Source organism: Aliidongia sp. (genome assembly GCF_035943795.1).
Lineage (GTDB): Bacteria > Pseudomonadota > Alphaproteobacteria > ATCC43930 > CGMCC-115725 > Aliidongia.
In genome coordinates, this window is the sequence record NZ_DASZBY010000093.1 from 14,733 (window position 1) to 37,755 (window position 23,023).

A 23,023-nucleotide genomic window follows, 5' to 3' on the forward strand; every position below is an offset into this window, starting at 1 on the left:
TGCAAAGATTTCGCGACGACCGCCATGCTGTTCACGGCGCCTGACATCGCCCGCCGGCTCGAAGCCGCGGAAGCCCTCCACGTCACCCGGCAGGCCGGGACGTACGCGCGCCTCCATCCCGACAGCAACGCCCGGACGGTAGCCATCGGCAGCGGCGTCGCGATCGTGACCGACGCCGCTTTCGGCCGGAAACTCAACCACGTCGTCGGTCTCGGCATGGGGTCGCCGATCACGCCGGACGACCTCGTCGCCATCGAACGGCTCTATCATCCCAGGGGCCTGCCGGCGGAGATCGACCTCTGCCCCCATGCTGACTCCGGCGCGCTGGACGTGCTGGTTGAGCGGGGCTACCGGGTCAATGCCTTCTCGAACAGCTTCGGCCGCGTCCTGAGCGATGCCGACCTGGCGCCGCCGGCCTCGCCCGGCATCGAGATCCGCCGCGTCGATGCCGCCCTGGCCGAACTTTTCATCGCCGAGTGCGTCGCCGGCTTTTCGGTCCAAGCCCAGCGCCGTCCGGCCGCCCTGCTCGAGATCCTGGCGCGCATCGCGCTGGAACGGGCCGACACGACCCTGTTCCTGGCGCTGATCGGCGGCACCGTCGCGGGGTCGGCCGGCACAGCCCTGCTGGAGACCGCCGACGGGCCGGTCGCCCACCTGCATATCGCCAGCACCCGCCCGGATCATCGCGGCCGGGGCGTCCAGGCCGCCCTGCTTCAGGCGCGCCTCGCCGACGCCCGCCGCGCCGGCCTGGACCTCGCCAGCATTTCGGTCCGCCCCACCAACACCAGCGCGCGCAATGCGGAGCGGGCCGGCTTCCGGCTCGCCTTCACCAAGCCGACATTCTCGAGGCCGCCCCCACCCTGACCGTCACGGCGCGGGTGTCGCCGGCACGGCTTTGCCCGCGCGGCGGCCGACCAGGCCACGGATCACCACGTAGAAGATCGGCGTGAAGATCAGGCCGAAGCAGGTCACGCCCAGCATGCCGAAGAACACGGCCGTGCCGAGCGATTGGCGCATTTCGGCACCGGCGCCGGTCGCGATCGCCAGCGGCACGACGCCCAGGATGAAGGCGAACGAGGTCATGAGAATCGGTCGCAGCCGCGTGCGCGCGGCCGTGATCGCCGCCTGGAACCGGTCCTGCCCTTCGTCCTCCGCCTGCCTTGCGAATTCCACGATCAGGATCGCGTTCTTGGCGGCGAGGCCCACCAGCACGACGAAGCCGACCTGGGCCAGGATGTTGACCGCGATGCCGCGCAGCAGCAATCCCGAGACTGCCGCCAGCAGGCACATGGGCACGATCAGGACGACCGACAGCGGCAGCGCCCAGCTTTCGTACTGCGCCGCCAGCACCAGGAACACGAACAGCACCGAGGCCGCGAACACCAGGATGCCGGAATTGCCGGCGAGCTTTTCCTGGTAGCTGAGCTCGGTCCATTCATAGCCGAAGCCGTCTGAGAGCCGTTCAGCCGCGATCTTTTCCAGCTGTGCCAGTGCATAGCCGGTCGAATAGCCCGGCAACAGCGAGCCCTGGACCTCCGCTGCCGGATAGAGATTGTAGCGTGGCACGCGATAGGGGCCGGTGATGTCGCGGAAGCTGGTGACCGAGCCGATCGGCACCATTTGTCCGGCGCCGTTGCGGGTCTTCAGGTTCGCGATGTCGCTGACATTCTCGCGGAACTGGGCGTCGGCCTGAGCCGTCACCTGATAGGTCCGGCCCAGATAGTTGAAGTCGTTGACGTAGGCCGAGCCCAGATAGACCTGCAGCGCCTCGAACACCTTGTCGGCCGAGACGTTGAGCATCTCCGCCTTCACCCGGTCGATGTCGGCATAGACCTTGGGCGTGCGGTTGTTGAACAGGGAGAACACGCCGACCAGGCCGGGCGTCTTGTTGGCCGCCGCCAGGATCTCGCCGGTCGCCGCTTCGAGCGCCTGCAATCCGCGGCCCCGCTTGTCCTGGACCATCATCTTGAAGCCGCCGGCATTGCCGATGCCGCGCACTGGCGGCGGCTGGATGACCAGAGTGAATGCTTCCTGCAGCGCGCCCAGGCGCCGGCGCAGGTCCGCCTGGATTGAGGCGGAGGTCTGGCCGGCCGCGACCCGTTCGGGGAACGGTTTGAAGGGCGTAAAGATCGCGCCGGCATTGGGCGCGTTGGTGAAGGTCGCGCCGTCGAACCCGGCCAGCACGACCGCATGCGCGATGCCGGGCGTGTCGAGGATGATGCCCGTCGCCTTGCGCACCACCGCATCGGTGCGCGCCAGCGACGAACCCGGCGGCAGCTGAAAGACGCAGATCAGGTAGCCCTGGTCCTGGTCGGGAATGAAGCCGGTCGGCGCGCGGCTGAACTGGAAACCGGTCAGGCCGATCAGACCCGCATAGACGAGCAGCATCAGCACGGCCATTCGCGTCAGCCGTCCGGTCAGGCGGCCATAGCGGTCGGCCAGCCATTCGAAGCCCCGGTTGAACCCCGCGAAGAAGGCCACGAAAGGCCGCGCGAGCAGCGAGTGCTTCTGTTCATGATGCTCGACATGAGGCTTGAACAGGATCGCGCACAGCGCCGGGCTCAAGGTCAGGGAGACCAGCAGCGAAATCGCGGTCGAGGCCGCGATCGTGACGGCGAATTGCCGGAAGAACTGCCCCGAAATGCCGGGGATGAAGGCGGCGGGGATGAAGACCGCGCACAGCACGAGCGCGATGGCGATGAGCGCGCCGCCGACCTCGTCCATCGACTTGTGCGCCGCCTCGCGCGGATTCATGCCCAGCCGCATGTTGCGCTCGACGTTCTCGACCACGACGATCGCGTCGTCGACCACGATGCCAACCGCCAGCACCAGGCCGAACAGCGACAGGTTGTTCAGCGAATAGCCGAAAGCCGCGAGCACCGCGAAGGTCCCGATCAGCGAGACCGGGATGGCGACGATCGGGATGACCGAGGCGCGCCAGGTCTGCAGGAACAGGATCACGACGATGACGACCAGCACCACCGCCTCGTAGATCGTCTTCTGCACCTCGTCGACCGACTGGGCGATGAATTGGGTCGGGTTGTAGACGATGTCGTATTTGACGCCGATCGGGAACGCCTTGGACAATTGCTCCATGGTCGCGATGACATGGTCGGCGGTTTCGAGCGCGTTGGTGCCCGGCTGCTGGAAGATCAGCAGCGGCACGGCCTGGCGATCGTCGAGATAGCCGTTGGCGCCATAATCCTGGGCGCCAAGCTCGACCCGGGCGATGTCCCGGATCCGGGTGACGCGGCCGGCCGCATCGGTCTTGACGATGACGTCGTCGAACTGGCGCGGATCGGTCAGGCGCCCCAGCGTCTGGACGTTGAGCTGGAAGGCGCCGGGATTGGGCGTCGGCGGCGCGTTCAGCACGCCGGCCGAGACCTGGACGTTCTGCGCCTGCAGTGCGGCCACCACCTCGCCGGCCGTCAGGTTGCGCGACTGGATCTTGTCCGGGTCCAGCCAGATGCGCATGGAATAGTCGCGTGCGCCGAAGATGCGGACGTCGCCGACCCCGGTGATGCGCGCCAGCACGTCCTTTACCTGCAGGGTGGCGTAGTTCGAGATATAGAGCTGGTCGCGCGATTTGTCGGGCGAGGATAGATGCACGACCATCATCAGGTCGGGCGAGTTCTTCTTCACCGTCACGCCCAGGCGCTGCACGGTTTCGGGCAGGCGCGGCTGGGCGATCGCGACGCGGTTCTGCACCAGAACCTGGGCGGTATCGAGATTGGTGCCCAGGCTGAAGGTGACGGTGATCGACACGTTGCCGTCGCCGGTCGCCTGGCTGACCATATACAGCATGTTCTCGACGCCGTTGACCTGCTGCTCGATCGGCGTGGCGACGGTATCGGCGACCACGTCGGCCGAGGCCCCCGGGTAGGAGGCGGTAACGACGATGGTCGGCGGCGCGATCTCGGGATATTGCGCGACCGGCAATGCGAAATAGGCAAAGCCGCCGATGATCGTGACGAAGATCGACACGACCGCCGCGAAGATCGGGCGATCGATGAAGAAATGCGAGATGTTCATGGGGCCCTGCCTCAGCCGGCCGTCGCGGAGGACTTGATCTCGCCGGGCTGCGGCGTGACCTTTGCCCCGGGGCGCGCCCGCACCAGCCCGTCGATGATCACCCGGTCCTTGGGATCGATGCCGGAGCGGATGACCCGCAGCCCGTCGATGGTCGGTCCCAGCCGGACCAGCTTCGGCACCACCGTGCCATCCTCGGCGACGGTCAACAGCAGCTTGGAGGATTGGTCGGTGACGACGGCGGCATCAGGCACCAGGATCGCCTGATAGGGCTCCGATCCCGGAATGCGCAGGCGGCCGAACTGGCCGGAGGTCAGGAAGAAGTTCGGGTTCGGGAATACGCCCCGCGCGCGGATCGTGCCGGCACTGCGATCGACCTGATTATCGACGAAATTCATGATGCCCTCGCGCGTCCACTGGGCCTCGTCGGTCAGTCGCGCGAACACGGGCACGCCCTTGTCGCGGTTGGATTTGAGCTTTCCGCTGGCCGAGGCGCGTTCGTAGGCGAGGAACTGCGCCTCGCTCATGTCGAAGTTCAGATAGATCGGATCGAGCGAGACGATCGTCGTCAGCAGGGTCGGCGTGCCGGTGGCGCCGCCGCTGACCAGGTTGCCGATCGACACCAGATGCTGGCTGATGCGCCCGGTGAGCGGTGCCGTCACATGGCTGAATTCCAGGTCGAGTTGTGCCTGCCGGACCGCCGCCTTGCCGGTCTCGACCGAGGCCGCCGCCGATTTCATGGTCTGCAGCCGCTCGTCATAGGTCGACTGGGCGACGAAATCCTTTTCACGCAGCGAAGCAGCCCGCGCCAGCTGCCGATTGGCCAGATCGAGAGTCGATTCCGCCGTCGCCAACTGGGCCTGGGCCTGCTGCTGCTCGATCTCGTAGGGCCGCGGATCGATGACGAACAGCAGGTCGCCCTTGTTCACGATCTGGCCGTCGGTGAAATGGATCTCGGTCAGGTAGCCCGGCACGCGGGCGCGGATCTCGACATAGTCGACCGCCGCGAACTGCCCGGTATATTCATCCCACTCGGTCACTTCCTTCTGCAGCGGCTGACTGACCGTGACCGGCGGGGGCGCTGCCGGGGCGGCCTGGGCGACGGCCGGCCGCGTCGGGTGGCCCAGCAGCACGGCCGACAAGCCGCTCGCCGCCGCGAGACCGGCGCCCACGAGCAGGTAATGTGTCCAACGGCGGGCGCGGACGGGGGGATTCTTCTGGGTCGGGGGCGGCGGTTGCGTCGACACGGAATGGATACCTCTCGGGGGCGCGCGGGCAGGAATGGAAGCGGACGGGCATCGTCGGACGGATCGGACACATCCGCGGGTCGTGGACGGGCGGTATAATGCCCTCAGTCCGGCTACAGAGGAAAGCCCTCTGCTACCGCAAAGCTCGTCAGGACGGCTCGCCGATGTCCTGTGCCAGACGGCTGTTTCCCGGTCTGGCATCTCCGCCGCCGCCACCGCAACTTCGCCGGGTGGCCGGTGTCCTGGCGGCAGTCGTAATCACGTTCGATCAATCGCGAATATCCCCGCATTCCCCCTTCCACGCGGTTCGGCCTGCGGGCTAGGATCGGTCCAGGACCTTGATTTCCAAAGGCACGGGGCGCCTCGAGACCTCCGGAGAGACCGCGGATGATTTCACGCCGATCCCTGGCCCTGCTCGCCGGCAGCGCCGCCCTCGTCTCCAGCCTGGGCGTCGCGCGCGCGGCCGACGCGCCGGAGTCGACCTTCGACCGGATCAAGCGCACGAAGAAGCTGCGGATCGGCGCGATCGCGGGCGGCGAGCCCTATTACCACAAGGATCTGGTCGCGGGAAAATGGTCGGGCTTCTGCGTCGACATGGCGACCGATCTCGCCGCACAGTTCGAGGCCGAGCTGGACATCGTCGAGAGCACCTGGGGCAATGCGGTGCTGGACCTCCAGGCCGACAAGATCGACATCATGTTCGGCGTCAACCCGACGCCCAAGCGCGCCTTCGCCATCGATTTCTGCAAGCCGCTGTTCACCAACGCCTTCACCATCCTGGCCAAGAAGGGCTTCGAGCCGAAGACCTGGGCCGACCTCAACGACCCGAAGGTCAAGATCGCCGTCGACATCGGCTCGTCCCACGACGCGATCGCGCGCCGCCTGTGTCCCAAGGCCGAGATCGTCGGTTTCAAGACCGCCGACGAGGCGACCCTGGCGCTGCAGACCGGCCGGGTCGATGCCCAGGTGCTGGTGGTCATCCTGTCGCTGACCATGCTCAAGAAGAACCCGAACGTCGGCCAGCTGATCGTGCCGCAGCCGCTGATGGGCACCACGACCAATCCCGGCGTGCGCAAGGAGGCGGACAAATCCTTCCGCGACTTCGTCGACGTCTGGGTCGATTACAACCGTAGCATCGGCCAGGTGCGCGAGTGGGTGTCGAAGAACCTGGAACTGGTCGGCGTGCAGACGGGCGACATTCCGCCGGCGGTGAATTTCTAGGGCTTCTCCCATGTACCAATGGGACTTCGGCGCATTGTGGAGCTACCGGAGCCTGGTCTGGGTCGGGCTCGGCTACACGGTCGGATACACCATCCTGTGCGTGGTGCTGGGCCTCATCGTCGGCACCGCCGCGGGCCTCGGCCGGCTCGCCCAGTCCCGGTTCACGACCTGGCCGCTGATTTTCTACATCGAAGTGTTCCGCTGCACCCCGCTTCTGGTGCAACTGGTCTGGTTCTACTACGCGCTGCCGGTGCTGCTGGGCATCTCCATGTCGCCGGCGCTCGCCGCGACCCTGACCTTGAGCCTCTATGGCGGCGCCTTCTATGCCGAGATCATCCGCGCCGGCATCACCTCGATCGATGCCGGCCAATGGGACGCCGGAAGGGCGCTCGGCCTCGGCCGGCTATCGCTGATGCGCAAGATCATCCTGCCCCAGGCCTTGAAGCGCATGCTGCCGCCGCTGATGAACCAGTCGATCATCCAATTGAAGAACACCTCGCTCGTCTCGGTACTGGCGGTGCCGGACCTGCTGTACCAGGGCCAGGTCGTCACCGCGGCGACCTACCGGCCGCTCGAGGTCTATACCCTGGTGGCGCTGGTCTATTTCGCCGTGCTGTTCCCGCTGACCCTGGCGGTCCAGGGGCTGGAACGGCGGCTCGCCGTTCATGCCTGAGGCCCTGATCATCGGTGCCGGCATCGTCGGGCTGAGTGTAGCACTCGCCCTGCAGCGCGATGGCCATCGGGTGACCGTGCTCGATCCGGCGGGGCCGGCCGGCGGTGCTTCCTTCGGCAATGCCGGCTGGCTGAGTGGCGCCTCGGTCGTGCCGAGCGCCTATCCGGGCATGCTGAAATCCGTGCCCGGCTGGCTGCTGGATCCGTTGGGGCCCCTGTCGCTGCGCTGGCGCTACCTGCCCAAGGCCGCGCCCTGGCTGTGGCGCTTCCTGCGCGCCGGCACGACGCCGCAGATCCGGGCGCAGGCCAGGGCGTTGCGCGAATTGCTGGCGCCGTCGGTCGCCGCCCATCGGGCCTTGGCCGAGGCGGTCGGCGCCACCCATCTCATGCATCGGCACGGCGCGTTGTGGGTCTACCGGACGGAGACGGCATTCCGCGCCGACGCGGCAGGCGCGGCGTTGCGTAGGGCCAATGGCATTGAGGTCGACGACCTCGACGCCGACGCCCTGCGCCAGCTGGAACCGAGCCTCAGCCGCGACATCCGCTTCGCCCGCTTCATTTCGGAGAATGGCCATTGTGCCGATCCTGGCGAGCTGTGCCGCCTCGGCGCCGAGACGCTGGTGCGAGACGGCGGGCAGGTGCTGCGTGAGCGCGCCGTCGCGATCGAACAGCGCGACGGCCGGGTCGTGGCGGTGCGGACCGACCAGGCCAACCATGCCCTCGACTGGCTCGTCCTCGCCGCCGGCGCCTGGTCGGCGCCGTTGGCGGCCCAGTTGGGCGACCGGGTGCCGCTCGAGAGCGAGCGGGGCTATCACCTGGAAATCACGGCATCCGAGGCGATGCCGCGGCTGCCGATCATGTCCGGCGAAGGCAAGTTCGCGGTGACGCCGATGGCGGGCCGGCTGCGGCTTGCGGGCACCGTCGAATTCGCCGGCCTTGATGCCCCGCCCGACTGGCGCCGCGCCGACCTGCTGCTGCGCCAGGCACGGGCCCTGTTCCCAGCCCTGCCGGAAACGATGCCCGAAGCGCGCCTGTCGCGGTGGCTCGGTCATCGCCCCAGCACGCCGGACAGCCTGCCGGTGATCGGCCGGTCGCGTGCCGCCGCCAATGCCATCCATGCCTTCGGCCATGGCCATGTCGGGCTGGCCGGCGGTCCGTTCACCGGGACCCTGGTCGCCGACCTGATCGCCGGCCGGACGCCGCCGATCGACCTCGCCCCCTTCTCGCCGGGGAGATTCTGAAAGATGCGCCGGCTGATCCTGCTGCTGCTCGCCCTCGCCTGGAACCCTGCCTGGGCCGAAACCGAGTTGATCGCCGCCTATCCCGACGCGATCAAGGGACCGACGGCCGCCCATGGCGCGATCATCTGGAACCACGGTCTGTCGCAGCAGGAGGCTAACGCCAAAGCACCGATCGCGGCCGTGATGACGATGTTCCGGGACGCCGGCTGGGATGTCTATCGCCTGACCCGGGGCATCGCCGCGGATCGCGAAGAGGACAGTGTCGTGGCGTTGCTGGCTGCGATCGACGGGTTGAAGGCCAAGGGCTACGGCAAACTGGTGACGGCCGGCCAGTCGTTCGGCTCGTGGATCTCGCTCGCCGCCGCCGCGCGTACCGACAAGCTGACCGCGGTGCTGGTGAACGCCCCGGCGGCTTACGGCGACGCAAGCAAGCGCGGCTTCGAGCAGAACGCGACCCTGCTCTATCCCAAGCTGGAGGCCCTTCCGCATATCCCGGTCATCATCAGCTTCTTCAACCGCGACCTGTTCGATCCCGGCGGTCGCGGACCGAAAGCCGACCGGATCCTGGGCGAACGCGGCGTGCCGCACCTGATCATCGACCGGCCGGCCGTGCTCGAAGGTCATGGCGCCGGCAGCTCGGTCTATTTCGCCAGGCGTTTCGGCCCGTGCTGGCTCACCGCCGCCGAAACGGGCCAGATGCCTGCGCTCGCAAGCTGCGAGACCCATTGGGGCGAGACACCGAGCGCCGATCTGGCGCTGCCGGCCGGGTTCGCCATGACACCGGGCGGGCTGGCCGGCAAATGGTACGGCAACTACACAAGCGGGCGTGAGGTGATGCTGGCCGTGTCCCGCATCGAGGGCGATAAGGCGGCCGCATTGCTCTTGACGGGACCGACCAATGCCCTGGCGGCGGGATCGACACCGCTGACCGGCCAGGTGGCAGACGGCGGCCTGGCCTTCGCCGAGCCTGGCAAGACCCGGGTCGCCCTGACACCGGCGCCGGATGGCACCGCGACGCTGCTGTGGACCTCGGCCGACGGGACCGGCCGGCTCGCTGCCCTGCTTCATCGCGTCCCATGAGCGGGCACTTGCCCCGACGCGCCCGGACCGTCTACTGATCCCCTCTCATGACCAACTACGACGTCGTCATCATCGGTGCCGGGGCGGCCGGCCTCATGTGCGCGCTCAGCGCCGGCGGCCGCGGGCGGCGCGTGCTGCTGATCGACCATGCCGACGAGGCCGGCAAGAAGATCCTGATCTCGGGCGGCGGCCGTTGCAATTTCACCAACCGGGACGTGGTGCCCGACTGCTTCCTGTCGGCCAACCCGCATTTCGTGAAATCGGCGCTGAAGCGATACAGCCAACACGACTTCATCGCGCTGGTCGAGAAGCACCGCATCCCCTATCACGAGCGCAATCTGGGCCAGCTGTTTTGCGACGGCTCGGCGCGCGAGATCCTGGCCATGCTGCTGGCCGAATGCGCCGCGGCCGGCGTCCAGATCTGGCTCGACACCAAGGTGACGGCGATCGACAAGCCCGAGCGGTTCCGGATCGAGACCGATCGCCGGCCGGTCGAGGCTGAGGCGCTGGTGCTGGCGACCGGCGGCCTGTCGATCCCCAAGATGGGGGCGACCGGCTTCGCCCACGACGTCGCCCGGAAATTCGGCCTGAAGATGACCCAAACCCGACCGGCCCTGGTGCCCCTGACCGTCGGACCGGAGGATCTGGCACTGATGCAGCCGCTGGCCGGCGTCTCGCTCGATACCATGGCATCCCGCGAAAAGCGCCGGTTCCGCGAGGCGATGCTGTTCACCCACCGCGGCCTGTCCGGCCCGGTGATCCTGCAGATCTCGTCCTATTGGCAACCGGGCGAGACGATCCTGCTCGACCTGCTGCCCGACCTCGACCTGGCACCCTACCTGATCGAGCGCAAGAAAACCCGGCCCAAGGCCGAATTGAAGACCGTCCTGACCGAGATCCTGCCCGGCCGCCTCGCGCTGAAGCTGGTCGAGGACCGGATGCCGAACCAGTCGATGGCCACATATCCGGACAAGGCGCTGCTGCGCGTGGCCGAGCAGTTGAAACGCTGGCCGCTGAAGCCGGCCGGCACCGAAGGCTATGCCAAGGCCGAGGTGACATCGGGCGGCATCGACACCGACGGGCTATCGTCGCAGACCCTGGGCGCCAAGGCGGTGCCGGGTCTCCATGCCATCGGCGAGGCGGTCGACGTGACCGGCTGGCTGGGCGGCTATAATTTCCAATGGGCCTGGTCGAGCGGCTGGTGCGCCGGCCAGGCCGTCTGAAAAGGAAGAACAATGACCTATCGCGTCGCCGTCCTGGGCCTGGGCATCATGGGCCAGCGCATGCTGAGCCACCTGACGCTGCACGAGAAATTCGCCGTCCTCGGCGGCTGGGACGCCTCGCCCGAAGCGCGCGCCCATGCCAAGACCCTGCATCCGACCATCGATTTCGACACGCCGGCCGAGGCGCTGATCCGATCGGGCGACACCGACCTCGTCTATATCGGCGTGCCGCCCATGGCCCATGCCGGCTACGCCCTGGCGGCGATCGAGGCTAAGAAAGCCGTGCTGTGCGAGAAGCCGCTCGGCGTCGACGTCGCCGACAGCCGCGCGCTGACCCGGCGCATGGAAGCCTCCGGCCTGCCCCAGGCGGTCAATTTCGCCTATGGCTCGTCGCGCGCCGGCGAAGCGATCCAGAACGCCTATGCGGCCGGCGCGTTCGGCACCTTGCTGGGCGTCGACATTCGCCAGCATTTCGCGGTCTGGCCGCGTCCCTGGCAGGCGAACGCGAGGTGGCTGGCGCTCAGGGAGGAAGGCGGCTTCGTACGCGAGGTGCTGTCGCATTTCCTCTATCTGTGCGACCGCGTGCTGGGACCGGCGACGCTCGACACCTTCGACGTGCGCCATCCGGCCGATCCGACCCTGTGCGAGACCCACGCCAGCGCCCGGCTGACCGCCGCGGGCGTGCCGATCTCCGTCGCCAGCTCGGCCGGCGGCGTCGGTCCTGACCTGGTCGAGATCACGTTCTGGGGCACGAAAAAATCCCACCGCATCACCGACTGGTACCGGACCGAGGAGACCGAGGGCGGCCCCTGGGTCGAGACCACGCCGGTCGTCGAGGATTTCCGGCGCGACGGCGCCTTCCGGCAACTGAACCAGATCATCGCCATGCTCGAGGGCAAGCCGCACAGCCTGCCCGACTTCCGCGCGGCGTTGCGGGTCCAGGAATTGATCGAGGCGATCCTCGCGTGACCCGGCAGGCCAGGACATTGCTGCTGGTTGTGGCACTGATCCTGGTCGGGACGGTTTCGAGCGCGCTGACCCGGGTCTACGACCGGCTGCCGGACGATGCCCAGCCGCTACCGCCGCTGGCCGACGGCCTGTCGACAGTCGCGGCAACGGCCCGTCAGCAATTCGCCGATCGGGTCCGCGAGCGATTTGCCGCCGGCTCGGACGAGCGGGTCCTGATGCTGGAACTGTGGAAAGAAGGGTTCGAGCATCCGGGGGAAGGCGACGGTCGCCGGCATTGGGCCTCGCTGGAGCGGCGAAGCCTGGCCTGCACGCGCGCCTGGACCGTGACCTGGACGACCGACGAGGGCGGCCATCTCGCTACTATCGACGGGACCTACATCCCGTCATGCTCATGAACGACCGTACCAAGAGGGCATTATGACCGATCTCGATCTGGAGACGCTCACCGGCCATATCGACCGGCTGATCCAACCCTGGGCGAAGCCCGCGACGCCCGGCTGCACGGTCGGCATCCTGCGCGACGGCGAGGTGCTGCTGCAGCGCTCGGCCGGGCTTGCCAACATCGAGCTGGACGTGCCGATCGGGCCCGGGACCTGCTTTCGCGTCGCGTCGGTCACCAAGCAATTCACTTGCGCCGCGATCCTGCTGCTGGAAGCCGAAGGCAAGCTGTCGCGGGACCAGGAGATACACGAGCATCTGCCGGACCTGCCGGATTTCGGCGAGAAGATCACGCTCGACCACCTGATGCACAACACGAGCGGGCTGCGCGACTTCCTCGAACTGATGCGCATGAGCGGCATGGACCTGCAGATCCCGTGCAGCCCCGACGACCTGATGGGCGCAATCCGGCTGCAGCGCAGCCTGAATTTCACACCAGGCAGCCGGTTCTCCTATAGCAACACGAATTTCCTGCTATTGGGCCGCATCGTCGAAACGCTGAGCGGCCGGTCGTTGGGCGATTTCGTCGGCAGCCACATTCTGGCGCCGCTCGGCATGGGCTGCTCGCGGCTGGTCGAGACCACGGCCGAGCTGGTGCCCGGCCTGGCGACCGGCTATTTCCCGCAAGGGGAGACCTATGTCCGGGCCGGCCACGCCTTCCCGCAGGGCGGCGAGGGTGGCCTCGTGTCCTCGGTCGCCGATCTGGCGCGCTGGGACCATAATTTCACGACGGGCCAGGTCGGCGGCATGGCGCTGGTCGAGGCGCTGGCGCAGCAGGCGCCGTTCCTGAACGGGCTCGCCAATTCCTATGCGCGCGGTCTGCAGGTGAAATCCTATCGCGGGCTGAATACGGTGGATCACGGCGGCCTGTGGCCCGGCTTCAAGACCGAGTTCCTGCGCGTGCCGGCGCTGAACCTGACGATCATCGCCATCGCCAACAATGCGGCGGTCGATTGCTATCGCCTGGCGCATCGCGTGCTGGACGGTGCGATCGAGGGCCGCCCCGGCGTGGAACAGACTCCCGCCCTGCCGTCGCGCCCGGCTCTCGACCGGCTGGCCGGCCGCTATCTCGATCGGGAGAGTGCGGCCACCGTGGAATTCTCGGTTGCCGCCGACGGCACACCGATGGCCGCGATGAACGGTGTGCCCTTCGTGCTGGAGGCGACCGAAGACGGCCGGCTGTCCGCGGCGCGCGGCGCGTTCGACTTCGTCACGACGCTGGTCGACGAGCACGACAGCGTGCATGTCACCTTCGATGCCGGCGCCCATGCCGTGTTCGAACGGATGCCGCCAGAGCCGATCCCCCTGCCGAACGGCCTTGCCGCCCGCTATGCCTGCCCCGAACTGGGCGCGATCTGGACCGTGACGACAGAGAGCGACAACCTGGCGAAGATCGCCGTGATCGGGCCGCTGCATCACACCGGCCCGTGGAATGCCGTGGCGATCGAGGGCGATCAGTTGCGGGTCGAGATGCCGAGCGTGCTGTTCAAGGCCTGGCTCGACGTCCAGGTCCTGCGCGGCAACGGCACGATCGCCGGGCTGGAGGTCAGTGGCGGCCGGTCGAAGCGGCTGCGGTTCGACCGGATCGCGTGAGGTCGGCGTAGAGAGCCGAACGGCGCCAGCCCTCGGGACCAGCCAGGCGCGGCAGGTGCAGGATCGGCAAGTCCGGAGCAAACCGGCGGATGGCGGCCGCCGTCTCGACAGGCGGGACCGGCGAGTCGATCGATTCGCTGAGGATCAGGGCCGCGACCGGCACGCCCCGGCCGGCGAGTGTCGCCAGCGCCGTCAGCGTGTGGCTGATCGTGCCCAGGTAGGTACCGGCGACCAACAGTGCGGGGAGATCGAGCGCCGCCATCCAGTCGAGCACGGTATGGCGCTCGTCGAGCGGCGCCATCACCCCGCCGACCCCCTCGACCAGAACGAACTCATCCGGACCGTCGAGCGTCCCGCGGCAGAAGCGGACGAGATCGTCGAACGGCACGCGGCGTCCCTCACGGGCGGCCGCCATGTCGGGCGACAGTGCCGCCGTGAAATGCCAGGGGCAGATGCGCTTGACCGCGGGCCAATCCTGCTCCAGGCCCTGCGCCGCCAGCAGCACGGCCGGGTCGCTGTTGGCGAGATTACCATCGTCGACGCCGCTCGCGACCGGCTTCAGCCCGGCGACCGTCAGGCCGGCCGCCTGGGCGCCCTGCAGCAGGGCGGCACTTACGAAGGTCTTGCCGAGTTCGGTGCCGGTCGCCGTGACGAAGAAGCGGCTCACGGCAGCGCCGCGCGCACGGCGTCTGCCAGGGCCAGCACGTCGGCCTCGCTGTGGCCGGCGGAAAAGGTGATGCGCAGGCGCGCGGTGCCGGCCGGCACGGTCGGCGGCCGGATCGCGGTCACCAGGAAGCCCTGCGCCAGCAGCCGTTCCGAGGCCGCCATCGCCGCATCCGCCTCGCCGATCACGACCGGCACGATCGGGCTTTCGGCATGGGGCAGATTGAGCAGCCGCGTAAATTGGCGCGCACGCACGACGGGGGTCGTGGCCCATTCGGGATCGCCCTCGATGACGTCGAGCGCCGCGATGGCCGCGGCGACCGAAGCAGGCGGCAGGCCGGTGGTATAGACGAAGGAGCGCGCGCGGCTGCGCAGCAGCGCCACGATCGGCGCCGAGGCGCACAGATAGCCGCCATAGGATCCGAGCGCCTTCGACAAGGTGCCCATCTGCAACGGCACCAGCGACGGATCCTCCTTCGGCATCACGCCGATGCCGTGGGCATCGTCGCTCATCAGCCAGGCATCGTGGGCGGTTGCCAGCGCCGAGATCGCCGCGACCGGCGCCAGGTCGCCGTCCATGCTGTAGACCCGGTCGATCAGGATCATGCAATGGCGGAACTGGGTGCGCTCGGTCGCCAGCAGGTCGGTCAGGTGGCCGAGATCATTATGCCGGAACGGGACGACCCGGGCGCCCGACAGGCGCGCACCGGCGTTGAGGCAGGCATGGGCCAGTTCGTCGACGAGGATCAGGTCACCCTTGCCCGCAAGCGCCGGCACGATGCCGATGTTGGCGAGATAGCCGCTGCCGAACACGATCGCGTCCTCGGTGCCTTTGAGGGCCGCGAGCCGGGCTTCGAGCGTGGCATAGAGCGGGTGGTTGCCGGTCACCAGGCGCGAGGCGCCGGAGCCGGTGCCGTGGCTCTCGATCGCCGCGATCGCCGCCTGCTTCACGCGCGCGTCCTGGCTGAGGTTCAGGTAGTCGTTATCGCAGAACGACAGCAGCCGCCGCCCGTCGCGCCAGGCATGCACCGCCCCGTCGCGGCGTGTTTCCTTCAGGGTCCGGCGCAGCGACTTGGCGTCGAGGTCGGCGAGCTTCGCGTGGGCGAATTGATCGAGAGAGGACATGATGGGCCGAAAAGAGCGCCCGCGGGCGACGCTGTCAATGCCCGCATGGTCGGGCCAGCGCGCACCTCAATAGCCGCCGCCGGCATGCTGGTCCGTGTCGGAGGGCTTGGCGGGTTGGATCTGCATGCTGGTGCATGCAGCGATGCCGAGAGACAGCGATAGCAGCATCGCCGCCAAAATAGACGTCTTCATGGTTCGTCCCCCAGAGGTGATCGGTCGTTGCCCGCTCGCCTCTGAAGGACTCCCCGGAACGGCTTTTATTCCGGCCTCACCCCGCCCGCAGCACGACCGCGATCGGCAGGCGGGCCGCGCGGATGGCCGGGAACAGGCTGCCGACCATGCCGATGGCGCAGGCCCAGGCGATGCCGAGCAGGATGATGCCGGGTCCGATCGTCAGGTGGAACACGAGCTGGGTGAAATTGCCGCTCAAAGTATTGGCCGCATTGCCGTTGAAGAAGAACCAGGCGAGCGCCGCCCCGATGGCACCGCCGACGAACGACAGCAGCAATGCCTCGACGAACACCGAGATCACCACCGGCGCCGCGCCGAAGCCCAGCGCGCGCAGGGTCGCGATTTCGACCGCCCGGGTGCTGACCGCCGAATACATGGTGTTGAGCGCACCGAACAGCGCGCCCACCGCCATGATACCGCCGACGACATAAGCGATGAAGAACAGCATCTTCTGCAGGGTCGCCGACATGGCGGCGTAGTAGGCCGGCTCGCGCTCGACATCGACCGACAGGGTCGGGTTGGTGGTCAGGGCCGCCTTGAAGCCATCGAACGCGGCCGCATCGTCGAGCAAGACGGTGACGCTCTCGAACAAGTTGCGCCGATAGGCCGACATGACCGTTTCCGCATCGGCCAGCATCTCCGACTCATGGGCGTCGCCGCCGCTCTCGAACATGCCGACCACCGTCCAGTCGCTGTCGCGGAAGGCGATGTGGCTGCCGACCTCCAGCCCCTGGAACTGCGCCGCAGCCGATTTGCCGACGACGACCTCGCGTACCGCGGGCTGAAACATCCGGCCGGCGATCAGCCTGATTTCCGGATGGGTCGCCAACCCTTCGGGCCCGATCCCGCGCAAGGTGACGTTGACGCCGGTGGCGGAGCCCTTCTGCGGCAGGCCGACGATGACGAGCTCGTCGGCAGAGCCGACCGGCTTGCCGTCCGCGGTCTTGCGCACGCCGGGCGCGTCGAGGATGGTCAGCGCGTTCTCGCGCGAGATCGTGCTGCCCAGCTCGGACGTCGAGCCGCCGCGCATGACGATCGCCCGGTCCGCCCGGCCAGTATGGTCGAGCGCCGCCGAAAAGCCGAGTGCCATCGCCAGGACGGAGATCAGTACGCCCACGACGCCGGCGATGCCGACGACGATCACGAGCGACGTGCCGAGGCGCGACGGGACGTTCTGAAGGTTCATGGCCGTGACGGCCCCGATCTGCTTGAACAGGCTCATGGCATTTTCCTCACCGGCCCGCCAGGGCGTCGACGATGTTGAGGCGCATGGCGCGCCAGGCCGGCGGCAGGCCGGTCACCAGCGCCAGCAGCACCGCAACGCCGATGCCAAGGCCGACGACTTCCAGCGGCAGGTTCACGATGCCGACCACGTCCTTCAGCATCGGGAACAGGGCGGCGGCGGCGGCAAGGCCCAGGGCAGCGGCGATCACGCACAGCACCAGGCATTCCGCCAACACCAGCATCAGCACACCGCCGTCGGTGAAGCCCAGCGTCTTCAGCACCGCCAGTTCCGGCACCCGCTCGCGCAGCGACTGCATCATGGTGTTGCCGGTCAGGAACAAGAGGGTGAAGAACACGGCGCCCAGGATCGCGGTAACGATGAAATTGATGTCGCCCATCTGCTTGATGAACGACTGCTGAAATTCCTTCTCGGTCTGGGTCTTGGTCTCGTCCTGGGAATTCAGGAACAGCTTGTCGATCGCCTCGCCGGTCGCGACTGCCGTCGTCGGATCCTTGATCCGGACGATGTACCAGCCGATCGTGCCTTTGCCAAACGCGCGCGCCTCGTCGAAATAGGCATGGTTGATGAAGAAGGCGTTCTCCTGCCCTGCGTCCTGCGGATCCTCATAGATGCCGACGACATCGAAATCCCAGTCGGACGTGCCGTCCGGCTTGGTCCAGATCGTCGAATGCAGCGGCACCCGGTCGCCGATCTTCCAGCCGTATTTGTGGGCAAGCCCGATTCCGATCACCACGCCGGTCCGCGTCCGCTTCCAGGTGTCCAGTTGTTCCTTGGGCAGCTTGAATTCCGGATACAGGTTGAAATAACGCTCCGGATCGACCGGGAACGAAAAGATGAATTGCTTCGGGTCCTGGTAATAGGCGCCGAACCAGCTGGCGAAGGCCACGTGGTCGACGCCGGGCAGCGCCTCGATCTGCGCCAAGTCGGCATAGGGCAGCGGTTCGGTGAAGCTGATGCGGCTGACCGTCACCAGGCGGTTGACGTTCGCCGCGTCGACGCCCCGGCTGAACGCGGCATTGGTCCCCTGCAGCATACCGAACAGCAGGAACGCGATCAGGATCGACAGCAGGGTAAAGAAGGTCCGGGTGCGCTTGCGCCACAGCCCGGCCCAGACGAGGGGCAGGAATTTCATGCCGCCGCCCTCGCCGCATCGGCCAGCTGGCCCTTGTCGACATGCAGGTGGCGCGAGGCGAACTCGGCGGCCTTCGGATCGTGGGTGACCATGATGATGGTCTTGCCCTGCTCGCGGTTCAGCAGCTGCAGCAGATGCAGGATCTCGTCGGCGGTCTGGCGGTCGAGATCGCCGGTCGGCTCGTCGCAGACCAGGAGCGTCGGGTCGGCGACGAGCGCCCGGGCGATGGCGACGCGCTGCTGCTGGCCGCCCGACAATTCGCTGGGCTTGTGCTTGGCGCGGTCGCCCAGGCCCACGATGTCGAGCGCGGTCGCCACGTTGCGCTTGCGCTCGGCCCGGCTCAAGGAGGTCAGCAGCAGGGGCAGCTCGACGTTCCGCTCCGCCGTCATCATCGGCATCAGGTTGTAGAACTGGAAGATGAAGCCCACGTGGCGGGCCCGCCACTTGGCGAGCTGGCCTCCGGACAGCCGGTCGATCCGCTCGCCGGCAACCGAAACCTCGCCCTCGGTCGGTTGGTCGAGCCCGCCGATCAGGTTGAGCAGGGTGGTCTTGCCCGAACCCGACGGCCCCATGATCGCGACGAAATCGCCGGCCTCGATAGTGAGGTCTAGGGAATGCAGCACCTCGACCTGTTCCTTGCCGCGACGATACCGCTTCAGGACGTTCTTGAGCGTGACGATCGCACTCATCTGGGAGACACTCCTATGCTGGTGGCTGTCGCGGCCTAATCTTCGATCTTGATGCGGGTGTCCTCGGCGAGCTTGGACAGATCGCCCAGCGCGATCCGGTCGCCGGCCGCCAGGCCCGCGAGGATCGTCTGGCTGTCGCCCGTACGGGCGCCCAGGCGGACCGAGCGCCGTTCCAGCCGGTCGTCGTGCAGCACGAACACCGTCCCGGTCTCGCCCGAACCCGCGGCCACGCCCGCCGCCGGCACGACGACACCTGCGGCGACGGGCGCGCCCGGCACCGGCGCCGCAGGCGCCTCTGCCAGGAACGCCACGCGCAGGCCCATTTCCGGCAGGATGCGCGGATCCTTCTGCTTGATGCCGACCCGGACCTTGAGCGTCGCCTTAGACCGGTCGGCGGTCGGGATCACGGCGATGACCGCGGCCGGGATCTGCCAGTCGGGATAGGCATTCAGCTTCAGCATCGCCGGTTGCCCGGCATGGACGCGGTTGATGAAATTCTCGTTCACGTCGATCTCGCCTTCCAGCGAATCCATATCGACGATCGTGCCGATGCCGGTACGGGTGAAGCCGCCGCCGGCCGAGATCGGCGAGACGATTTCGCCGGGCTGAGCCGCCTTGACCGTGATCACGCCGGCGAACGGCGCCTTGACCACCGTGTCGTCCTCATTGCGTTCGGCAACTGCCAGGTTGCTCTGGGCGACGGCAACCGTCCGTTCGGCGACGTCGACCGCCGTCTGCAGACCGTCGTAGGACGCCTTGGTATTGTCGAAGCTGTCACGGCTGATCATGTCGCTTGCCGATTGCTTCCGGCTGCGCTCGTAGATCGGCTGAGCGTCGGCATAGGCGACGCGCGCCGACTTCAGTTGTGCCTGCGCCTGGTTCACCTGCGCCTGGGCCTGGTCGAGCGCCGCCCGGGCGTTCGAATCGTCGAGCCGGCCCACGACCTGGCCCTTGTCGACATGCTGGCCTTCCTCGATCAACACCTCGGTGACCTTGCCGGTGATCTTTGCCGAAACCGTCGCCTGCCGGCGCGCCACGACATAACCGGATGCGTCGAGCAGCGAGGCACCGGCGGTCGGCTGGCCGTCGCCGACCGCCGGACGCGCGACCGCCACGCGGATCGGCACGGTGCCGGATTGGGACAGCATCAGCCACGCACCGCCGCCGCCCGCTGCCAGGACCAGGATCGCCACCAGAATCCACCATGCCCGTCCCGACCCGCGCACCGGCGTTTCCGTGCGGTCGATGCGCAGGCGGCGTAGTTGCGAAGACTTGTCGTCCAAGGGCAGGGCTCGACTTTCGGAAGACGGGTATCGGAACAGGCGCTCGAAACCCCGACCGGCACGACCGGAGGAAGAAGGCGCGACGCCGGATGCGCCCGCGGTTTATTACCAAATCCTCACCGCCGGGCGCCAGAGATTTGCAAATTTAACGCACGATCGGTCGTTCATTTGAGAACGCAAGGAATGACATCAAACAATTCGGTTACCAGACTTCGCTCCGATATTTTCTCTTTTCGGCGCGAACTGATATGGAAGTGAGAGGAGATGCGATCATCGACGCGCCGACATGCCGCCCGATATCCCGGATCGACACCCTGTTGCCCGCCGCCCGGTTCGCCGACGCGCGACGACCGTGAAAACTCGCAATCTGTTGGGTCGGACCTACCCCGCCGCCATCAAGCCGTTCCATCGGATCATCGCCAGGACCAGCTGAGCCAAGTGTCCATCCGCCGACGCTGGGCCGGCCGGAACGAGACCCACGTTGCATCCGTCCCGCCCTCTGCCTATGCTCCGGCCGTTTTTCATCGTCTCGTCACATGAGAGAGGGCCAATTGCCCGATACATCCGTCGCCTCAGGCGTTCGCCATGATTGGACCCGGGCCGAGATCGCCGCCCTGTTCGACCTGCCCTTTTCCGATCTGATCCATCGCGCCCAGAGCGTCCATCGGCAGAATTTCGATCCGAACCGGGTTCAGCTCTCCACGCTGCTGTCGATCAAGACCGGCGGCTGTCCCGAGGATTGCGGCTATTGCTCGCAAAGCGCCCATTTCGAGACGGGCGTGAAGGCCGAGAAGCTGATGGCGGTCGAGACCGTGCTGGCCGACGCCCGCCGGGCGCGCGACGCCGGTGCCACGCGCTATTGCATGGGCGCCGCCTGGCGCAGCCCCAAGGACAAGGACCTGGAAGCGGTCTGCGACATGATCGAGGGCGTCCGCGCCATGGGCATGGAGACCTGCGTCACGCTGGGCATGCTGAATGCGGTCCAGGCGGCCCGGCTCAAGACCGCTGGCCTCGACTATTACAACCACAACATCGACACCTCGCCGGAATATTACGAGAAAATCGTCTCGACCCGCTCGCTCGACGACCGGCTGGGCACGCTTTCCCACGTGCGCGACGCCGGCATCCATGTCTGCTCCGGCGGCATCATCGGCATGGGCGAGCAGCGCAGCGACCGGGTCGGCATGCTGTGGACCCTGGCCACGCTCGAGGATCATCCCGACAGCGTGCCGGTCAACATGCTGGCCGAGACCGAGGGCACGCCGCTCGGCCATTCGGCGCCGCTCGAACCGCTGGAGCTGGTCCGCACCGTCGCGGTCGCCCGCATCCTGATGCCACGCTCCATGGTTCGCCTGTCGGCCGGCCGCGAGGGTTTGAGCGACGAGGCCCAGGCGCTGTGCTATCTCGCCGGCGCCAACTCGATCTTCTTCGGCCCGCGCCTCCTGACCACGAACAATCCGGCCAACGAGCGCGACGTGGTGCTGTTCGATCGTCTCGGCATCAAGCCGATGGAAGTCGGCGCCGCCGCGGAATGAGCGACCGCCAGCTTCGGCTGATGATGGAGCCGCGCAGCGCGCTGTGGCGGCCCTACACGCAGATGAAGCTGGCGGCGCCGCCGCCCCAGGTGCGCGCGACCGACGGCGTGCGGCTGGAGCTGGAAGACGGGACCCGCCTGATCGATGGCATCTCGTCCTGGTGGACCGCGTGCCACGGCTATAACCACCTGCATATCCGGGAGGCGGTCGCCGACCAGCTGGGCCGCATGCCGCACGTCATGTTCGGCGGCCTCAGCCACGAACCGGCCGAGCGGTTGGCACGCCGCCTGGCCAAGCTGCTGCCGGGCGATCTCGACCATGTATTCTTTACCGATTCCGGCTCGGTCGCGGTCGAAGTCGCCATGAAGATGGCCATGCAATATTGGCTGAACCGCGGCACCAAGGGCCGGCACCGTTTCGTGGCCTTCCGCGACGGCTATCACGGCGACACGATGGGCGCCATGTCGGTGACCGACCCGGACGGCGGCATGCATGCTCGTTTCTCGGGCTATCTGCCGGCCCAGTTCGTCGCCGACCTGCCGACCGACCTCGACCGGATCGCCAGCCTGGAATCGCTGCTGGCGCGCCACCGCGACGAGATCGCCGGCGTCATCGTCGAGCCGCTGGTCCAAGGCGCCGGCGGCATGAAGTTCCATGATGGCGACACGCTCAGGCGCATCGCCAACGCCGCCGCCCGGCACGGCCATCTGCTGATCGCCGACGAGATCATGACCGGCTTCGGCCGGACCGGCCGGATGTTCGCCTGCGAAGAGGCCGACATCGTGCCTGACATCATCTGCCTGTCGAAGGCGCTGACCGGCGGCACCATCGCGCTCGCCGCCACCGTCGCGCGCACTCACGTGTTCGACGCCTTCTGGTCCGACGATCCGGGTGCTGCCCTGATGCACGGGCCGACCTTCATGGCCAACCCGCTCGCCTGCGCCGCGGCCAACGCCTCGATCGACCTGTTCGAGCGCGAGCCGCGCCTGGCCCAGGTCCGCACGATCGAGGCGGCGCTCGCCCAAAGCCTGGAACCGGCCCGTGCCCTGCCCGGCGTGGTCGATGTCCGCGTCCAGGGCGCGATCGGCGTAATCCAACTGACCCAGCTCAAGGACGCCGGCTGGCTGCGCCGCCGCTTCATCGAGCTGGGCGTCTGGTCGCGCCCGTTCGGCGACATCCTGTATCTGGCGCCGCCGTTCGTGATCACGCCCGACGATCTGCAAATCCTGACCGATGCGATGGTGACCATCGCCCGCGAATGGTCCGATCGCTTCGGCGGCTAGCTACTGCATGCAATTGTAGTCGAAATTCCTGCCTATCGACCAGTTTAAGGATATTTTTGACGTCTATTGCATGCAATAACGAAATCCGGCATCTTCGATCGAAAGATCTAGAGGGAGGATGCT

At 67.5% G+C, this 23,023-nt stretch carries 21 protein-coding genes; 12 read left to right on the forward strand and 9 right to left on the reverse strand.

What is annotated here, in order from left to right; translation table 11 throughout:
* The first annotated feature begins 24 nt into the window (after positions 1-24).
* Positions 25-864, forward strand: coding sequence for a GNAT family N-acetyltransferase (locus VGV37_RS17285; RefSeq protein WP_326880953.1), 840 nt, complete (start codon positions 25-27; stop codon positions 862-864).
* Between the two features lie 3 nt (positions 865-867).
* Here the strand turns inward: VGV37_RS17285 and VGV37_RS17290 are convergent, their stop codons facing one another.
* Both VGV37_RS17290 and VGV37_RS17295 read right to left on the reverse strand, forming a co-directional pair.
* Positions 868-4,032 carry a multidrug efflux RND transporter permease subunit gene (locus VGV37_RS17290; RefSeq protein ID WP_326880954.1) on the reverse strand — a complete coding sequence of 1,055 codons (3,165 nt, stop codon included), beginning with the start codon at positions 4,030-4,032 and terminating at the stop codon, positions 868-870.
* 11 nt (positions 4,033-4,043) lie between these two features.
* Positions 4,044-5,276: an efflux RND transporter periplasmic adaptor subunit gene (locus VGV37_RS17295; protein WP_326880955.1), complete on the reverse strand. Its 1,233-nt coding sequence runs from the start codon at positions 5,274-5,276 to the stop codon at positions 4,044-4,046.
* A gap of 387 nt (positions 5,277-5,663) precedes the next feature.
* On the opposite strand from VGV37_RS17295, the gene VGV37_RS17300 reads away from it, so the two are divergent.
* The 8 genes from VGV37_RS17300 to VGV37_RS17335 are packed head-to-tail and all read left to right on the forward strand — an operon-like array spanning position 5,664 to position 13,713.
* The gene (locus VGV37_RS17300; protein ID WP_326880956.1) at positions 5,664-6,497 is read left to right on the forward strand and encodes a transporter substrate-binding domain-containing protein; all 834 of its coding nucleotides are present in this window, start codon (positions 5,664-5,666) and stop codon (positions 6,495-6,497) included.
* 10 nt (positions 6,498-6,507) lie between these two features.
* Positions 6,508-7,170: an amino acid ABC transporter permease gene (locus tag VGV37_RS17305; RefSeq protein WP_326880957.1), complete on the forward strand. Its 663-nt coding sequence runs from the start codon at positions 6,508-6,510 to the stop codon at positions 7,168-7,170.
* A complete protein-coding gene (locus tag VGV37_RS17310; protein WP_326880958.1) occupies positions 7,163-8,410 on the forward strand; it encodes an NAD(P)/FAD-dependent oxidoreductase in 1,248 nt (415 codons plus the stop codon). Before VGV37_RS17305 ends, VGV37_RS17310 begins: the two co-directional genes overlap by 8 nt.
* 3 nt (positions 8,411-8,413) lie before the next feature.
* Positions 8,414-9,490 carry an alpha/beta hydrolase gene (locus VGV37_RS17315; protein WP_326880959.1) on the forward strand — a complete coding sequence of 359 codons (1,077 nt, stop codon included), beginning with the start codon at positions 8,414-8,416 and terminating at the stop codon, positions 9,488-9,490.
* A 47-nt stretch (positions 9,491-9,537) separates the two neighbouring features.
* A complete protein-coding gene (locus VGV37_RS17320) occupies positions 9,538-10,713 on the forward strand; it encodes an NAD(P)/FAD-dependent oxidoreductase (RefSeq protein WP_326880960.1) in 1,176 nt (391 codons plus the stop codon).
* 12 nt (positions 10,714-10,725) lie between these two features.
* On the forward strand, positions 10,726-11,682 hold the full coding sequence (locus VGV37_RS17325) for a Gfo/Idh/MocA family oxidoreductase (protein ID WP_326880961.1): 957 nt from the start codon (positions 10,726-10,728) through the stop codon (positions 11,680-11,682).
* Entirely contained in the window at positions 11,679-12,077 is a 399-nt protein-coding gene (locus VGV37_RS17330) for a hypothetical protein (protein ID WP_326880962.1), read from the forward strand. Before VGV37_RS17325 ends, VGV37_RS17330 begins: the two co-directional genes overlap by 4 nt.
* Before the next feature lie 22 nt (positions 12,078-12,099).
* Positions 12,100-13,713: a serine hydrolase domain-containing protein gene (locus VGV37_RS17335; RefSeq protein ID WP_326880963.1), complete on the forward strand. Its 1,614-nt coding sequence runs from the start codon at positions 12,100-12,102 to the stop codon at positions 13,711-13,713.
* On the opposite strand, the gene bioD is transcribed toward VGV37_RS17335, so the two are convergent.
* The 7 genes from bioD to VGV37_RS17370 form a co-directional block, all read right to left on the reverse strand.
* A complete protein-coding gene (gene bioD / locus VGV37_RS17340; RefSeq protein WP_326880964.1) occupies positions 13,667-14,380 on the reverse strand; it encodes a dethiobiotin synthase in 714 nt (237 codons plus the stop codon). The genes VGV37_RS17335 and bioD overlap by 47 nt on opposite strands.
* Positions 14,377-15,501 (reverse strand): aminotransferase class I/II-fold pyridoxal phosphate-dependent enzyme, encoded by a 1,125-nt coding sequence (locus tag VGV37_RS17345; RefSeq protein WP_326880965.1) that lies wholly within the window; start codon positions 15,499-15,501, stop codon positions 14,377-14,379. Before VGV37_RS17345 ends, bioD begins: the two co-directional genes overlap by 4 nt.
* A 66-nt stretch (positions 15,502-15,567) precedes the next feature.
* A complete protein-coding gene (locus VGV37_RS17350) occupies positions 15,568-15,693 on the reverse strand; it encodes a hypothetical protein (RefSeq protein WP_326880966.1) in 126 nt (41 codons plus the stop codon).
* Between the two features lie 76 nt (positions 15,694-15,769).
* Positions 15,770-16,954 (reverse strand): ABC transporter permease, encoded by a 1,185-nt coding sequence (locus VGV37_RS17355; RefSeq protein ID WP_326880967.1) that lies wholly within the window; start codon positions 16,952-16,954, stop codon positions 15,770-15,772.
* Positions 16,955-16,964: 10 nt separating this feature from the next.
* A complete protein-coding gene (locus VGV37_RS17360; protein ID WP_326880968.1) occupies positions 16,965-18,110 on the reverse strand; it encodes an ABC transporter permease in 1,146 nt (381 codons plus the stop codon).
* Positions 18,107-18,799: an ABC transporter ATP-binding protein gene (locus VGV37_RS17365; protein WP_326880969.1), complete on the reverse strand. Its 693-nt coding sequence runs from the start codon at positions 18,797-18,799 to the stop codon at positions 18,107-18,109. Before VGV37_RS17365 ends, VGV37_RS17360 begins: the two co-directional genes overlap by 4 nt.
* Before the next feature lie 35 nt (positions 18,800-18,834).
* Positions 18,835-20,082, reverse strand: a complete 1,248-nt coding sequence (locus VGV37_RS17370) for an efflux RND transporter periplasmic adaptor subunit (protein ID WP_326880970.1) — start codon at positions 20,080-20,082, stop codon at positions 18,835-18,837.
* Between the two features lie 286 nt (positions 20,083-20,368).
* Here VGV37_RS17370 and VGV37_RS30345 point away from each other — a divergent pair, with 286 nt between their 5' ends.
* The 3 genes from VGV37_RS30345 to VGV37_RS17380 all read left to right on the forward strand — a co-directional run bounded on the left by VGV37_RS30345 (position 20,369) and on the right by VGV37_RS17380 (position 22,900).
* Entirely contained in the window at positions 20,369-20,515 is a 147-nt protein-coding gene (locus tag VGV37_RS30345) for a DUF2867 domain-containing protein (RefSeq protein ID WP_414638021.1), read from the forward strand.
* Between the two features lie 118 nt (positions 20,516-20,633).
* A complete protein-coding gene (gene bioB, locus VGV37_RS17375; RefSeq protein ID WP_414638023.1) occupies positions 20,634-21,617 on the forward strand; it encodes a biotin synthase BioB in 984 nt (327 codons plus the stop codon).
* Positions 21,614-22,900 carry an adenosylmethionine--8-amino-7-oxononanoate transaminase gene (locus tag VGV37_RS17380; protein WP_326880972.1) on the forward strand — a complete coding sequence of 429 codons (1,287 nt, stop codon included), beginning with the start codon at positions 21,614-21,616 and terminating at the stop codon, positions 22,898-22,900. Before bioB ends, VGV37_RS17380 begins: the two co-directional genes overlap by 4 nt.
* The last annotated feature ends 123 nt before the right edge of the window (positions 22,901-23,023 follow it).

What these genes read in the sequence shown, in the direction of transcription:
- VGV37_RS17345 (WP_326880965.1), bottom strand. Translation starts at nt 15,501, where the DNA reads ATGTCCTCTCTCGATCAATTCGCCCACGCGAAGCTCGCCGACCTCGAC.
- VGV37_RS17285 (WP_326880953.1), top strand. Translation starts at nt 25, where the DNA reads ATGCTGTTCACGGCGCCTGACATCGCCCGCCGGCTCGAAGCCGCGGAA.
- VGV37_RS17310 (WP_326880958.1), top strand. Translation starts at nt 7,163, where the DNA reads ATGCCTGAGGCCCTGATCATCGGTGCCGGCATCGTCGGGCTGAGTGTA.
- VGV37_RS17315 (WP_326880959.1), top strand. Translation starts at nt 8,414, where the DNA reads ATGCGCCGGCTGATCCTGCTGCTGCTCGCCCTCGCCTGGAACCCTGCC.
- VGV37_RS17305 (WP_326880957.1), top strand. Translation starts at nt 6,508, where the DNA reads ATGTACCAATGGGACTTCGGCGCATTGTGGAGCTACCGGAGCCTGGTC.
- VGV37_RS17335 (WP_326880963.1), top strand. Translation starts at nt 12,100, where the DNA reads ATGACCGATCTCGATCTGGAGACGCTCACCGGCCATATCGACCGGCTG.
- VGV37_RS17325 (WP_326880961.1), top strand. Translation starts at nt 10,726, where the DNA reads ATGACCTATCGCGTCGCCGTCCTGGGCCTGGGCATCATGGGCCAGCGC.
- VGV37_RS17320 (WP_326880960.1), top strand. Translation starts at nt 9,538, where the DNA reads ATGACCAACTACGACGTCGTCATCATCGGTGCCGGGGCGGCCGGCCTC.
- VGV37_RS17355 (WP_326880967.1), bottom strand. Translation starts at nt 16,954, where the DNA reads ATGAGCCTGTTCAAGCAGATCGGGGCCGTCACGGCCATGAACCTTCAG.
- VGV37_RS30345 (WP_414638021.1), top strand. Translation starts at nt 20,369, where the DNA reads ATGCCGCCCGATATCCCGGATCGACACCCTGTTGCCCGCCGCCCGGTT.
- VGV37_RS17365 (WP_326880969.1), bottom strand. Translation starts at nt 18,799, where the DNA reads ATGAGTGCGATCGTCACGCTCAAGAACGTCCTGAAGCGGTATCGTCGC.
- VGV37_RS17290 (WP_326880954.1), bottom strand. Translation starts at nt 4,032, where the DNA reads ATGAACATCTCGCATTTCTTCATCGATCGCCCGATCTTCGCGGCGGTC.
- VGV37_RS17380 (WP_326880972.1), top strand. Translation starts at nt 21,614, where the DNA reads ATGAGCGACCGCCAGCTTCGGCTGATGATGGAGCCGCGCAGCGCGCTG.
- VGV37_RS17350 (WP_326880966.1), bottom strand. Translation starts at nt 15,693, where the DNA reads ATGAAGACGTCTATTTTGGCGGCGATGCTGCTATCGCTGTCTCTCGGC.
- VGV37_RS17360 (WP_326880968.1), bottom strand. Translation starts at nt 18,110, where the DNA reads ATGAAATTCCTGCCCCTCGTCTGGGCCGGGCTGTGGCGCAAGCGCACC.
- VGV37_RS17300 (WP_326880956.1), top strand. Translation starts at nt 5,664, where the DNA reads ATGATTTCACGCCGATCCCTGGCCCTGCTCGCCGGCAGCGCCGCCCTC.